This is a genomic window from Paenibacillus salivarius, assembly GCF_051307165.1.
Taxonomy (GTDB): Bacteria; Bacillota; Bacilli; order Paenibacillales; family Paenibacillaceae; genus Fontibacillus.
Genome location: NZ_CP195592.1, coordinates 3,296,974 through 3,310,775 on the forward strand (window position 1 = coordinate 3,296,974; position 13,802 = coordinate 3,310,775).

A 13,802-nucleotide genomic window follows, 5' to 3' on the forward strand; every position below is an offset into this window, starting at 1 on the left:
ATGCACAAAAATCCCGCCACCCCCGATCAACCCGGGAATGTGGCGGGACTCGACTGAATCATACATTTACGTATGCGTTTTAGTGGCCTTGCCCATTCAGATTCTGAATATTATACAGCTGCGCGTATACTCCGTCCTCTTTCGCCATCAGCTCCTCATGCGTGCCGCGCTCGGCAATCGAGCCGTTCTTCATGACGACGATGAGATCGGCATGGGTAATCGTGGACAGCCGGTGGGCAACGATAAGCGTCGTCCGGCTTTTGGACAAATGCTGCAACGATTGCTGGATCAGATGCTCGGATTCCAGGTCGAGCGCGGATGTCGCCTCGTCCAAGATCAGGATCGGCGGATCTTTCAGGAACACGCGCGCAAGCGCGATTCGCTGCTTCTGTCCGCCGGACAGCTTCACGCCCCGCTCGCCCACCTCGGTATCGTAGCCCTGAGGCAGGGCCATGATGAAATCGTGCGCATTCGCCGACTTGGCCGCGGCGACGATGGCTTCCTCATCGGCTTCCGGATTACCGAGCCGGATATTGTCCCGAACGCTGCCGCTGAACAGGAAGTTGTCCTGCAGTACCATGCCGATCCGGCTGCGCAAGCTTTCCATCGTCCATTCGCGGACATCTCTTCCCCCGACCGTCAGGGAGCCTTTCTGAATGTCGTAGAAGCGCGGAATCAGCCCGACCAGCGAAGATTTGCCGCCGCCGCTCATTCCGACAAAGGCGACCGTTTGGCCCGGGGCCACCTGAAGCGATATATTTTTCAGCACCCAGTTCCCTTGCTCCTGGTATTTGAACCAGACATTCCGGAACGCAACCCCGTGCGAACCCGCCGGCAACGTCGCCGCATCCTCCGCATCCTTCATATCGTAAGGCTCTTCCAGCAATTCGAGTACCCGTTCCCAGGAAGCGGAAGCCTGAGTCAATATCGTGGAGGAATTGATCAGCCGCTTCAGCGGAGCGTACAGCCGATCCAGGTAGCCGAAGAACGCCACAAATGTCCCGAGCGTCAAATTCCCCCGAATCACTTCGTATCCCCCGTAACCGATCACAAGCAATGGCGCGATATCCGTCAGCGTATTGATGATCGCGAAAGTCCAGGCATTCCAGCGGCTGTGCGCGAGCGCTTTGCCCAAATACTTGCCGTTGATTCCCCCGAATTGGCGTGCGTCATAGCGTTCCAGCGCAAAGCTGCGGATGACGGAGATCCCTTGGATTCGTTCATGCAGATACGCCTGGATTCCCGCTAGTGCCGCAGAGCGGTCCTTGGTTAGCTTTTTCAACCGTTTATACAGCACCTTCACCGCAATCGCGTACAACGGAAAAATCGCGATCGACACGATGGCAAGCAGCGGGTTCAAATACAGCATAAACCCAAGCACGAACAACAGGGTAAACAAGTCCAGCCATACGTTCATCAGGCCGACTTCAACGATGTTTTTCGTCTGCTCGGCATCGTTGATGAAACGGGAGATCACTTCTCCCACTTTCGTATTCTGATAATAGCGAAGCGACAGGCGCTGCAAATGTTCATATAGCCTGTTGCGCAAGTCGAACAAGATCCTCGCCGTAATCAGCTGCGCAAAATACTGTCTTGCATACTCCACCGGCCCCCGGACGATCACGAACAGAAAAAAGGTTCCGCCCAGTACGATCAGCAAGCGGTTCACTTTCCCCGCGAGATCGAGCGCGTCGGTCAGCAGAATGTCGTCCACCACGTATTTTTGCACCAGCGGCAGCAAGGACGGAATTCCGAATTTCAATATACCGATGAATAACGTCAAAATGATCCATTTCGTATAAGGCTTAACAAATGAAAAATAAGCTCTCCAATGCTTCAACTTAGCTGCACATCCTTACTATTCCTATATCTTCTTACTAACTCAACCCATCGCTTTCCGAACCAGGCTGACCGCGTATTCATCGAGCCGTCGTGCGATCAATTCGGCATTCAAACCGCGAAAGCCGAGGTCGATCCACCCCGGATACACTTCCGGAGGCCATGCCAGCACTTCGATTAAATCCAGCATGTCCCAATAGGGATCGTCCGCCTCTGTAACGCTTCCCGGACAGTCCAGATAATCCGTCAAAAATACATCCGCCGTTTCCACTCCGTACAGCTGGACCAGGTTTAACCGACAATGTCCCGTATCGATCCCGGCGGGACCCATACACGCGTTGACCCAATCGACGACCCCGCTGACCCGATTATCCTTCCAAAGTACATTTGCGGGGTGGTAATCCCGATGAATGAACCTCGGCGTGTAATGCGGCGCTGGCCCTCTAACCCGTTCTATGACGGCGGACCAAGCCTCCGGCTCTTTCGACCATTCCGGGATTTGCAGTTCGGAAACCTTATTATAGGTAAAATAGTTCCACTTCACCGGCTCAACCTCTGCTCCATGCAGCTTTGCCAGCGCATCGGCCAGCCCGTGAAGCCATGCTGCCGAAGGAGGATTTTCGGGTAAGACCACGCGTCCCGGCAAACGAGTCATAACGACGGTGGGAAGGCCGCACCGCTCCCCCTCAAAATCCGCGCCAACCCATTCCGGCGACTTCATGCCTGATGCAAAAGCCGATTTCAATACCGTCGACTCATGCAGGGCTAAGTCCGGCTCCGCCTCGTTCCAGCTTTTGTCGGTGAATTGCCGCATCACCCACCGAACCCGTTTCCCGCCGTTCAACTCCATTTCCAGTGCGTATACCGCGGAGGAAATGCCGCCTTTCAGCGGCTCGACGGCCAAGAGCTTTGCGGATGGCCCTGCCAGATCCGCCACCCACGCCCGTGTTTTATCGGACATTAAAGATGCTGTAGGATGTTGTGCCATGTTCATACGTCATCTCCCTTCTGCTTGGACCATCGCGCATTTTTCCAGCGGAAGCTGTATTTGTAAACTCAATATGATATACTCCATATTAACATGTCATTGTCTGCAGTAGGAGGATTACCATGTCACGACGTTTTGTGATCGAAGCCGTGATGGTGGCGATTTACGGAGAATTGCTGGTGCCCTCGGCACCTGTCGAATATATTGTCCCTTATAACACCGTCATGGAACTATATGAATTTCAAAATAGCCCGGAACCGCTGATGAGCGATGCTGCGGACGATCTCCACGTCAAAAAGAAGATCGGCGAGCTCATCTCCTATCTGGAAGAACCGCTCAACCGCAAAAAACTGGAGCGTGCCTTAACTGTTCCCTGGTCCAAGAGCCCGGCCATCCTGTTCGGTGACAACGTGTCCTGGACCGTTATCAATGCGGTGGACAACGAGCAGTACGGCGAAATGCTCGACCCGATCGAAACCGAGATCGTCCTGACCGCGCAGCGGGAAGCGGTCCCCGTGCTTACCGATCAGGTGGAACTCATTCACCGCATCATCGAAGCCGAAGCTCCGGTTCAGGTGTTCGATATCGGCGACTTTGATTTCGCGATGGAAGACAGCATATTTACGAATTAATGCCCGTCCGTACATTACGAGATTTCATGCTTAGGCAAGCAAGGTTCATCAAAAATGACCGTCCCACCCCTGGTGGACCGGTCATTTTCCTTTTTTACTGCTCATATTCGTATTCGATGTCATCCTCTGCGGCATTATAGACCACTTTTAATTTATGTCCATCAAGATACCACTTGTCGTGTTCTTCCATGAAGAACGTAATTCCTTCCACCTTGGATGAAATGCCGGGAAATACCGGATCCTCCACCCCGATCCCGAGCGAAAATCCCGGGTGGATCTTTCCGCCCGCGCTGTATCTGGCAAATAAACGGACCGCCTGGCCTTCCTTCAAGCCGAGTTCTTTTTTGAACCAATTGGCCGCGTCTTGGGTAATTTCTATCATCAGCAACCCCTCCTATACTCTCTTTATTTTAGCCGAAACCCGCCCATTTGCAAAAAAAAAATTGACACCTTGCCGAAGCCGGTGATAAAATCGTCAACATACGAGATCATGTTTTGAATTAATTACCATTTAGAAAGGGTGAAGACGGTGTTTAATATGTTTATCCAGCCCGTGTTTTACGATGCGGTACGCAAACAACAGAATACCGAAGTAACCCTGCTGGCTTCGACAGCGTTCTAATGTAGGCGCGTTTCGCAAGCTAAGAGCTTTAAGAATGGCGTTTTTTCATTCTCGCGGCGGTTACTCTTTAAGTAACGTACGCGGGCATATGTTTGAATCTAAGGCATATCGTTTTCGGACGATGTGCCTTTTTTGCTGTTTTTTCGGCTTTGGCGGGTTATTTTCAACCGAGAAATAAAGACAAGGAGGAAACCTAAGCTATGTTTTCCGTGCTAAAAAAATTGGGGTGGTTTTTCCACCGCGAACGAAAGCGTTATCTGATTGGCGTTATCCTGCTCATTCTGGCCGGAATTCTCGAACTCGCTCCACCGAGGCTGCTCGGAAGCGCGATCGACGATATCGTGGGCGGAACCGTAACATGGAAGTCGCTGACCACTTACATCACATTAATGATTGCCGTATTGGCCGTAATCTATTTTATCACCTACATATGGATGCATAAATTATTCGGCGGTTCCAATCTGGTGGAGCGGCTTCTCCGCTCCCGGTTTATGAACCATCTGCTCGGCATGACGCCTCCGTTCTTTGAACGGAGCCGGACCGGTGACCTGATGGCCCGGGCGACGAACGACCTTCGTTCGGTCTCGGCGACCGTCGGGTTCGGCATGCTGACCTTGACCGATTCCACCGCCTACCTGTCGGTGATCTTTATCGCCATGAGTACGCTGATCAGCTGGAAGCTGACCCTGGCTGCCATCATCCCGCTCCCGTTCATCGCCTTGGCGATGAAGATTTACGGACGCATCATCCACGAGCGTTACACGCTCGCGCAGGACGCGTTCGGGGACATGAACGACCAGGTGCTGGAGTCCGTTGCCGGCATTCGCGTCATTCGCGCCTATGTGCAGGAGCGGAACGATGAGAAACGGTTTGCGGATATCACGAATGACGTGTATAAAAAAAATCTGGCCGTTGCCAAGGTAGACGCGTATTTCGAACCGACCATCCGACTGTGCGTAGGGCTAAGCTATGCGATCGGTCTTACCTACGGTATTTATCTCGTGTTTCACAATGAACTCACCCTGGGGGATCTCGTATCTTTCAACATGTACCTGGGGATGATGATTTGGCCGATGTTCGCGATCGGCGAGCTGATCAATGTCATGCAGCGCGGCGGCGCCTCGCTGGACCGGGTAAACGAAACGCTACACGTCGTACCCGATGTTCAGGACGTAGAAAATCCGGTCGAAGTGAAGTCGCCGGAAGAAATCGAGTTCCGAAATTATACATTTACTTATCCGACCTCGGCCGTCACCAACCTGGAGGATGTCGATTTACGGATCCGGCGCGGCGAAACGCTCGGCGTCGTCGGCAGAACCGGCAGCGGCAAATCGACGCTGCTGAAGCAGTTGCTGCATGAGTATCCGACCGGCTCGGGAGAGCTGACGGTTTCCGGGGTCCCGATTCAGCAAATCGCCCTCGACCGGCTGCACGGTTGGATCGGTTACGTGCCTCAGGAACAAGTCCTGTTCTCCAAGACCGTCCGGCAAAATATCCAGTTCGGATTGAAAGACGCGCCGGACGAAGTCATTATGGAAGCGATCCGGACCGCAGCCTTCGATCAGGATTTGGGCACGCTGTCCGACGGGCTCGATACGCTCGTCGGCGAAAAAGGGGTTGCCCTCTCGGGCGGACAGAAACAGCGCGTGTCGCTGGCCCGGGCCTTTATCGCCGATCCCGAGATTTTGATTCTCGATGACGCCCTGTCCGCCGTCGATGCGCGGACCGAAGCCCGGATCATCGACAATATCCGGAATAAGCGTTCCGGCAAGACCACGCTCATTTCCACGCACCGGCTGTCCGCGGTAGAACACGCCGATTGGATCATCGTGCTGGAAAAAGGGCGCATCATTGAACAAGGTACCCATGAAACGCTGCTGGAGCTCGGCGGATGGTATCGCGAACAATATGAACGCCAGCAGGTTGAAAGCGACCTGACGGAATAAGGAGGTGCCTTCATTTGCACACCAATACGGGAAAAGCATTATTCAAATACGCCCTGACGGCGAAAAATACATTTATTCTGGCGCTGCTGATGCTCGCCATCGGCGTTGCGGCCGAGCTCGCCGGCCCATTCATCGCAAGGACCATGATCGACGATCACATGCTGGCGATCGAAAGGCCGTACTTTGAGACCACGGATACGGGGAAAGAATCCGTTTCCTACGACGGACATTATTACAAGCGCGGCGACCGTTTTGCGGAAGACGAAGCCCGCGGAACCGAGGTGCGCCTGCTGCAAGTCGGGATGTCCTTTATCTTTGTCGGCGAACCGGTTACCGATATTACCGGCGATCGCAGCTTCGAAAACGGTTTGCTGCGCCTGGAGAAAAAGGACGGCACCGTTGCCGAATACCCCGGCGTGAAGCTTAGCGCCGCGGAAGTGTTTTCTTTTTACAAACCGGAGGTTCCCGGTATTTTGACCCTGGTCGGCTGGTATTTCGTCTTCCTGGCGATTTCGATCGTCATGGAATTCGGCAAAACCTACTGGCTGCAATCCTCGGCCAACAAAGTCATCCAGAAGCTGCGGATCGATGTTTATGCGCATATCCAGCGGCTGCCGGTCCATTTCTTCGATAACCTGCCGGCAGGCAAAGTCGTCTCCCGCGTCACAAATGACACGGAGGCGGTCAAGGAATTGTTCATTGCGGTACTGGCGAACTTTTTTTCGGGGATTATCAATATGCTCGGAGTGTATACCGCCCTCTTCCTGCTCGACGTGCGGCTGGGTCTCATCTGCTTGTTCGTCGTGCCGGTTATTTGGGTGTGGGTGGTACTATACCGGAAATTCGCGACGAAATACAATACGATAATCCGGTCGCGGCTGAGCGAAATTAATGCGATCATTAACGAATCGATTCAGGGGATGTCCATCATCCGCATCTTCCGCCGGCAGAAACAAACGTCGGAGGAATTCGAGAACCTGAATTACGATTACATGACCAACCAGAACAAAATGCTCAATCTGAACGCATTTACGACCCATAACCTGGTCAATGTGATCCGCAATCTGGCCTTTGCCGTCGTGCTCTGGTATTTCGGCTCCGCCCAGCTTAGCGGCATCGGCGTCATCTCGCTCGGCGTGCTGTACGCTTTCGTCGACGTGCTGGGACGGTTGTTCCAGCCGATCACAGGGATGGTCAACCAGCTGGCCGCGCTGGACTCGTCCATGGTTTCCGCCGGCCGCGTCTTCGCGCTGATGGATGAACCGGGCGAAGACGTGACCGACGGGTCGATGCCGCGGTACAAAGGGAATGTCGAGTTTAAGGACGTATCGTTCGCTTACAAACGCGATTACGTGCTCAAGAACATTTCCTTCGAAGCCAAGCAAGGCCAAACGGTGGCGCTCGTCGGACACACCGGTTCGGGCAAAAGCTCGATCATCAACCTGCTGTTCCGGTTCTACGATCCGCAGCAAGGGACGATCACGATCGACGGCAAGCCGGTGAAGGACCTGCCGAAGCAGTGGATCCGCCAGCATATGGGGATCGTATTGCAGGACCCGTATCTGTTCACCGGCACGATCGCCTCGAACGTAAGCCTTGGCGACGAACGCATCACTCGCGAACAAATCGAGAAGGCGCTGGAGGACGTCGGAGCGACGCGCATTCTGGCGCATCTGCCCAAAGGGATCGATGAGCCGGTCGTGGAAAAGGGCAGCACCCTGTCCGCCGGCGAGCGCCAGCTGATTTCGTTCGCCCGGGCGTTGGCGTTTGACCCGGCGATCCTCATTCTCGATGAGGCGACCGCCAACATCGACACCGAAACCGAGGCGCTGATCCAATCCGCGCTCGAGGTGCTCAAGCGGGGGCGGACGACGTTCATCATCGCCCACCGGCTGTCGACGATCCGCAGCGCGGACCAGATCCTCGTCCTGCACCGCGGAGAAATCGTCGAACGCGGGACGCACGAGGAATTGCTCGCGCTCGGCGGGCGGTACTATCAAATGTATCGCCTGCAGCTCGGTAGCACGGACGCCACGGCTACGGGTGCCCTCCCTGCCATGCAGCCGGCTTCAACAAGGCTGTAATGTAACAATGAACTACAAAAAGGCTGTCACCATCCAGCAGTATTGCGAACTGCATAGGGGCGACAGCCTTCTTTTAATTCATGTTAATTCAAAGCTTTGGACTTCAACTCCGCAATCTCCACTTCAAACCTGCTTGAAACGAACGTTTCGGTTTTGGTGTCCGTAATGACCTGCGGATATAACATGTCCGGATCTGGCGACAAGAGCTCGTAATAAACCTTTGCCTTATTGTCCTTGGAGAACTCGACTTTGGCGACGCGGATGCCGTATCCCGGGTGGGCTTGAGCATGACGGGTAATGATCACCTTGTTGATCTCGTCATTTACCTTTTCCAGAGAGAACGATATCTCATCGTTTTGCCCCGGCAGCTCCATGTCCTGATGCGCCTTCACGAATTCCGCGGCCTGGTACACCATTCGGGCGGCTTCGATACGCGTGATGGACGCGGTCGGGTAAAATTTGCCCTGATCGTCCAACTCAGCGATCTTCATAAGCAGTAACCGCTGAATGCTGCCGGTATAATGGACATTTCCTTGATCCGCATCCTTGACCTCGATAAACATTTTGATCATCGGATAATTTCCCGTGGCCGAGATTGCCTGGTCGAGAATATACGCAAACTGTTCTCTGGTAAGCTCCCCGTTCCATTTGAACGAATCCGGGAGCTTGATGCCGTTGTCCTCCGCCGCCTTTAGCGCGGAAGCGTACCAAGGTTGGTTCGGCTGCACCTCTTTACCCGCCCCTTGCTCCTGCTTCGATTCAAGACCGAGCGCCTTGACGATCATGTATACCCCTTGCGCCCCGGTAAGCTTGCTCTTCGGAGCGAATTTGTCTTTCGAAATTCCTTGGATGATGCCGCGTTGCTGCAGCGATTCCGTCATTTTTGCGTCTTGGCCCTCCACGTCGCTGAACGCAAAAGCCGATGCAGCGGATCCCAGCAGCAAGCTTCCGGACAACAGGAATGCCGTGGCCGCCTTTTTCTTCATCATTTTCATGAATATCACCTCTGCCCCCTTGACGCTGGCCACAAGGAAAATGTTGCATGTCTATTATTTGGCTAGCCGAATTTCCGGATCGGCGGGATGGTTCTCCCGAACCCAGGTCAGCCATCCGTTCGCCTCGAGAATTTCGAGGTATTTACCGAGTCTCGGATATAGCGGCTCTGCTTCATCGCCAAACTCTGCGCGAATGATCGAAGCGATTTGCTCCACCGAATGCCTTCCCTTGCAATGGGTAACGACCATGCTCCCCAATTCATCCAAATGGACTTTTATCCGCTTCGGCTGCTTTAAAAAGCGGATCGACTGCCGCTCCAGCCAACTCGTTCTCGGCAAAAGCAAGATTACCTTTCTTTCTCCGTCCGGTTCCATGCCGATATGGGAACGTAACAGCGGCACCATATGCAGCAAGTTGTCCGGGGGGGTCTTTTTTCTCCTTAAAAATCCCATGGGTCCGCCTCCTATCCGTTTTTGGCGATGCCTTCCTTACTGCTCAAGGAAACGAAAGCGAGCAAGAACGTGACCGCCAGAAATATGAGAAACGGCAAAGCATGGTTCTGTATCGCTAAAATCGACGGAATTTGCACGCCCGCCCAGATCAGGATAGCAATGACGACACCGATCAACGATTCGCCGGCGATAAGTCCGGAAGCAAGAAGCGTCCCGGTCTCTACCCGGTTTTTAAGCACGGCTTCGTTCCGGCGGGATACAAGCTCGACGTACCAGCGCACAAGACCTCCGACCATGATCGGCGTGCTGACATGGACCGGCAAGTAGATGCCGACCGCGACCGTGAGCGAATTGAGCCCGAGGCATTCGAACACGACCGCCGCCGCCACCCCGATGAATATCAAGTCCCAAGGCAAATTCCCCGCCATAATTCCTTCGACGATCATCCGCATCAGTACCGCTTTCGGGGCGGGCAACTGCTCGGAGCCAAGCCCGTACGAAGCGTTCAACACGTTCAAAATAAACCCGATCACGAGACCGGATACGAGCACGCCGATCATCATGGCAACCTGCTGTTTCCAAGGCGTGCCGCCGACCAGATAACCGGTTTTTAAATCCTGGGAAATGTCTCCGGCCACGGCCAAAGCCACGCAAACGATCGCTCCCACGGTGAGGGCGGTTACCATACCCGCTGTCCCCGACAACCCGGACAGCTTGTAGATGACAGTAACGATCAGAAGCGTCGCGATCGTCATCCCCGACACCGGAGAGGAAGAACTTCCGACAAGACCGACGATACGGGAAGCCACGGTGACAAACAAAAAACCGAACAGGGCAATGGCGACTGCGCCAATAATGCCTACTTCCGTAATCGGATCAAACGCAAGTAAAATAATCAAAACGGCGATCAACGCAAATACCCATTTCCCCGAAATATCCTTGTTGGTGCGGTCGAGCGTTACCTTTTCGTCCCCTTGCTTCATCAGACCCCGAAGTGTCGCCGTCAGAGAACTGAACAGCATCGGCAATGTTTTTATCAGCGTGATGAGTCCCCCCGCCGCCACCGCGCCCGCACCGATATAACGGATGTAATCGCCCCAGATGCCCCAGGCTTCGAGTTGGCCGATCGGGGTCTGGGAAGGGGCGATGACCGATTGGCCGCCCGCTCCGAAGAAGCCGATCACCGGAATCAGAACGAGCCAGGCGAGTATGCCTCCCGCCAGCATTTGCCCGGATATTCTCGGGCCGATAATATACCCGACCCCCAGCAATGCCGGATAGGTATCCATCCCGATCACGGCGTTTTTAAATCTGAAGATCGCGGTCTCGATTTCGGTGCGAAACAGCATAAAACCGTCGCCTAGCGCTTTGACGATCCCGCCGACGATAAAGCCGAACGAAACCATCCGTGCGCTGCGTCCCCCGGTCTCGCCGGATACCAGCACTTCCGCGCAAGCGGTCCCTTCGGGGTACGGCAGCGTCTCATGTTCATTAACGATCAAAAGCCGCCGGAGCGGCACCATCATCGCCACGCCGAGAAAACCGCCTACCAGCACGATAAAACTGACCATCTGCTGGCCGGGATTCAAATTCCACATATAGAGCGCGGGAAGGGTAAAAATAGCCCCTGCCGCGACCGCTTCGCCCGCGGTCGTCATCGTCTGGACGATGTTGTTTTCCAGAATCGACTTCCGCCGCAATAAGCCGCGAAGCACCGCCAGGGAGATCACCGCCGCAGGAATCGAGGCACTGACGGTCAAGCCGATTTTAAGGCCCAGATAGGCGTTTGCCGCGGCAAAAATCACCGCAAGCACGATCCCGAGAACGATCGCTACCGCCGTCAATTCCGGCAGGGTCCGGGATGCGGATATGTACGGGACGAACGTAGTTGAACCGGTTGACTTTTTATCCATGGCACATTCTCCCTTCATAGCGAAAAAGCAGTTTATATAATACCCGAATCCCGCTTCTAATAAACGAAAACCCGGGTGATCCTCCGATATAAGTCGGAAAGATCATCCGGGTTTTCTCATGCCGCCCCTCAGGCGGCTCCCATCATGCTGCGGCACATTTCCGCGCAGCGCCGGCAAGCTTCGGCACATGCTTTGCAGTGATCATGCCCATGATTGCCGCATTCGTCCGCGCAGGCCTCGCAGGCTTTCGCGCATAGCTCTAAAATTTCGATCGCGAACGGCGTATTCCGTGATAAGGACTCCGCCGCGAACGCGCATATTTCGGCGCATTCCCGGTCCAGCCTGATGCATTCCCTCAGCATCGCCAGCTCATATTCCTTCAAACTGGATACATAGCAGTAGTTACAAGCATTCATACATTGGAGACATACATCGATGCATTCACGGTATTTTTCCTGAATCATAGTTAGCTTACCTCCTACGGATGATTTGCAAGTCAACACGCACAACATGTATTACCACGAGTCGTGAGCCAACGAAACATTCGTCTGCTTACTCGCCTCCGTCGGAGCCTGCCGGTACGCCTTCCAACGCCTTCAGTCTTGCCGCAATCTCCTGCTTATCGAAATGCTCCCCGATGAGCACGACCGCGTCCGGGACATTTCCTTGGGGCGTTATTTTCATATAGTCCGTTTCTCGGTAAGCATACTGGAACAGGAACCTCCCCGAGGTGTCGGAAAAATGGACGATCCCCTTGCCACGATAAACTTCGCGGGGCAGCTCCTTGATAAATTCCTCAAACGCCCTGCTGTCGATCGGCCCGGACAAATAGTACGTATATACGGTTACATGCTCATGTAAAGAGTGGTCGTGAGCATGTCCGTGTGAATGGTCATGGTTATGTTCATGTTGATGTTCGTGGATATGACCCTGAGGATGCTCCGAATGAACGGGTTCATCGTTGCTAACGTGCTTTGCCGGTATGTCAGCCTGCTTATTCGATTCCAGCAATAAGATCGGATCCACCTCGCAGCGGATTGCCGGCGTAATGCGGGCATACGGATTCAAGCGTACAAGCAAATCCTGCATTTCCTGCTGCTGTTCAGAGGCAAGCCGGTCGATTTTGTTCAAAATCAGCTCGGAGCCGCAGCGGATTTGCTCCAGCATCAGCCGGTAGGTTTTCCCCTGTTGGGAAGCATATAGTTCCGCCAGATGGGCCGCGTCCACGACGGTAATCATCGGCCGGATATCGAGCTTTAAATACATGGATGCTTCCGAAACCGCGTCGAACATGTCCATCGGGTTAGCTGCGCCGGTTGCCTCAATGACGACCAGATCGGGATGTTCCTGGGTAATCAGCTCGTACAACTGGACGCTGAGGTCACCCCGAAACGTGCAACAGATACAGCCGCCCAGCATTTCGGCCATCGGCACCTCTTCACCGACAAGCATACCGTCCAGATTGATCTCGCCCATTTCGTTCATAATGACTGCCGGACGTAAGTTTTCTTTTTTCCAATAGGCCAGCAGCCGCTGCAGCAATGTGGTTTTCCCGCTCCCCAAAAAACCGGATAAAATATAGACGGGCGTTGCCCCGGTCATTTTTTCCATTTACAATTCCTCCGTCCCAAAACGCTTTTTCCGTTTTCCATGAAAGCGAGTTTACACCAAGCGGATGATTCCTGCAACTTTTGTGGTAAAGTATAAATACGAAATCCTCTATACAGAAAGGATACGAGCGATGATGAAATCCGTTGATGAACACCGCAGTCAGGCCCCTGATCAGGTTGCCTGCATGGTCATTACCGTTTCTGATACCCGGACCGAGGAGAATGATTACAGCGGTCAAATTATGCGTGAATTGCTTCAATCCCATGGCTACAAGGTTGTCAAATATGTTATCGTCAAGGACGACTATGACGGCATCCGCCAGCTGCTCCGCGAGGCCGTCTCCAGCCGGGAAATCGAAGCCGTGCTGCTGAGCGGAGGCACCGGAATTGCCCCTCGGGATACGACGTACGAAGCCGTTCGCAGCCTGCTGAACAAGGAACTGCCGGGGTTCGGCGAAATTTTCCGCTATCTCAGTTTTACGGAAGATATCGGGCCCGCAGCGATATTAAGCCGGGCCATCGCGGGAACGATCGGAAATATGGCCGTGTTTTCCATGCCGGGCTCCCAAGGGGCCGTAAAATTGGCGATGGAGCGAATCATTCTGCCGGAGCTGAGACATGTGATGCGTGAAATCTACAAAAAATAGAAAATCGCCGGCATAACGTAAATAACCCCTCTCATAGGCGGATGGGACTGACCCCCGTTTGTGAGACAGGGAT

The 13,802-nt window shown here is 54.0% G+C and carries 12 protein-coding genes; 4 read left to right on the plus strand and 8 right to left on the minus strand.

What is annotated here, in order from left to right; translation table 11 throughout:
• Positions 1-79: 79 nt before the first annotated feature.
• A complete protein-coding gene (locus tag ACSFXJ_RS15015) occupies positions 80-1,840 on the minus strand; it encodes an ABC transporter ATP-binding protein (RefSeq protein WP_435921148.1) in 1,761 nt (586 codons plus the stop codon).
• Positions 1,841-1,882: 42 nt separating this feature from the next.
• On the minus strand, positions 1,883-2,833 hold the full coding sequence (locus ACSFXJ_RS15020) for a phosphotransferase family protein (RefSeq protein WP_435921149.1): 951 nt from the start codon (positions 2,831-2,833) through the stop codon (positions 1,883-1,885).
• A 116-nt stretch (positions 2,834-2,949) separates the two neighbouring features.
• On the opposite strand from ACSFXJ_RS15020, the gene ACSFXJ_RS15025 reads away from it, so the two are divergent.
• Positions 2,950-3,459, plus strand: coding sequence for an ADP-heptose synthase (locus ACSFXJ_RS15025; protein WP_435921150.1), 510 nt, complete (start codon positions 2,950-2,952; stop codon positions 3,457-3,459).
• A gap of 94 nt (positions 3,460-3,553) precedes the next feature.
• On the opposite strand, the gene ACSFXJ_RS15030 is transcribed toward ACSFXJ_RS15025, so the two are convergent.
• The gene (locus ACSFXJ_RS15030; RefSeq protein WP_435921151.1) at positions 3,554-3,841 is read right to left on the minus strand and encodes a HesB/YadR/YfhF family protein; all 288 of its coding nucleotides are present in this window, start codon (positions 3,839-3,841) and stop codon (positions 3,554-3,556) included.
• Between the two features lie 440 nt (positions 3,842-4,281).
• On the opposite strand from ACSFXJ_RS15030, the gene ACSFXJ_RS15035 reads away from it, so the two are divergent.
• On the plus strand, positions 4,282-6,027 hold the full coding sequence (locus ACSFXJ_RS15035) for an ABC transporter ATP-binding protein (RefSeq protein ID WP_435921152.1): 1,746 nt from the start codon (positions 4,282-4,284) through the stop codon (positions 6,025-6,027).
• A gap of 14 nt (positions 6,028-6,041) precedes the next feature.
• The gene (locus ACSFXJ_RS15040; protein WP_435921153.1) at positions 6,042-8,111 is read left to right on the plus strand and encodes an ABC transporter ATP-binding protein; all 2,070 of its coding nucleotides are present in this window, start codon (positions 6,042-6,044) and stop codon (positions 8,109-8,111) included.
• 83 nt (positions 8,112-8,194) lie between these two features.
• On the opposite strand, the gene ACSFXJ_RS15045 is transcribed toward ACSFXJ_RS15040, so the two are convergent.
• The 5 genes from ACSFXJ_RS15045 to ACSFXJ_RS15065 form a co-directional block, all read right to left on the minus strand.
• Positions 8,195-9,106: an S-layer homology domain-containing protein gene (locus ACSFXJ_RS15045; RefSeq protein WP_435921154.1), complete on the minus strand. Its 912-nt coding sequence runs from the start codon at positions 9,104-9,106 to the stop codon at positions 8,195-8,197.
• Between the two features lie 54 nt (positions 9,107-9,160).
• On the minus strand, positions 9,161-9,559 hold the full coding sequence (locus ACSFXJ_RS15050) for a PqqD family protein (protein WP_435921155.1): 399 nt from the start codon (positions 9,557-9,559) through the stop codon (positions 9,161-9,163).
• A gap of 11 nt (positions 9,560-9,570) precedes the next feature.
• Positions 9,571-11,472 (minus strand): OPT family oligopeptide transporter, encoded by a 1,902-nt coding sequence (locus ACSFXJ_RS15055; protein ID WP_435921156.1) that lies wholly within the window; start codon positions 11,470-11,472, stop codon positions 9,571-9,573.
• A gap of 128 nt (positions 11,473-11,600) precedes the next feature.
• A complete protein-coding gene (locus tag ACSFXJ_RS15060) occupies positions 11,601-11,936 on the minus strand; it encodes a four-helix bundle copper-binding protein (RefSeq protein ID WP_435921157.1) in 336 nt (111 codons plus the stop codon).
• 88 nt (positions 11,937-12,024) lie between these two features.
• Entirely contained in the window at positions 12,025-13,074 is a 1,050-nt protein-coding gene (locus ACSFXJ_RS15065; RefSeq protein WP_435925775.1) for a CobW family GTP-binding protein, read from the minus strand.
• A gap of 142 nt (positions 13,075-13,216) precedes the next feature.
• On the opposite strand from ACSFXJ_RS15065, the gene ACSFXJ_RS15070 reads away from it, so the two are divergent.
• The gene (locus ACSFXJ_RS15070; protein ID WP_435925776.1) at positions 13,217-13,729 is read left to right on the plus strand and encodes a MogA/MoaB family molybdenum cofactor biosynthesis protein; all 513 of its coding nucleotides are present in this window, start codon (positions 13,217-13,219) and stop codon (positions 13,727-13,729) included.
• Positions 13,730-13,802 lie beyond the last annotated feature (73 nt).

Bases quoted from the DNA above. Each gene is read 5' to 3' on its own strand.
- ACSFXJ_RS15025 (WP_435921150.1), top strand. From the start codon at position 2,950: ATGTCACGACGTTTTGTGATCGAAGCCGTGATGGTGGCGATTTACGGA.
- ACSFXJ_RS15045 (WP_435921154.1), bottom strand. From the start codon at position 9,106: ATGAAAATGATGAAGAAAAAGGCGGCCACGGCATTCCTGTTGTCCGGA.
- ACSFXJ_RS15030 (WP_435921151.1), bottom strand. From the start codon at position 3,841: ATGATAGAAATTACCCAAGACGCGGCCAATTGGTTCAAAAAAGAACTC.
- ACSFXJ_RS15070 (WP_435925776.1), top strand. From the start codon at position 13,217: ATGAAATCCGTTGATGAACACCGCAGTCAGGCCCCTGATCAGGTTGCC.
- ACSFXJ_RS15065 (WP_435925775.1), bottom strand. From the start codon at position 13,074: ATGACCGGGGCAACGCCCGTCTATATTTTATCCGGTTTTTTGGGGAGC.
- ACSFXJ_RS15020 (WP_435921149.1), bottom strand. From the start codon at position 2,833: ATGAACATGGCACAACATCCTACAGCATCTTTAATGTCCGATAAAACA.
- ACSFXJ_RS15055 (WP_435921156.1), bottom strand. From the start codon at position 11,472: ATGGATAAAAAGTCAACCGGTTCAACTACGTTCGTCCCGTACATATCC.
- ACSFXJ_RS15060 (WP_435921157.1), bottom strand. From the start codon at position 11,936: ATGATTCAGGAAAAATACCGTGAATGCATCGATGTATGTCTCCAATGT.
- ACSFXJ_RS15035 (WP_435921152.1), top strand. From the start codon at position 4,282: ATGTTTTCCGTGCTAAAAAAATTGGGGTGGTTTTTCCACCGCGAACGA.
- ACSFXJ_RS15050 (WP_435921155.1), bottom strand. From the start codon at position 9,559: ATGGGATTTTTAAGGAGAAAAAAGACCCCCCCGGACAACTTGCTGCAT.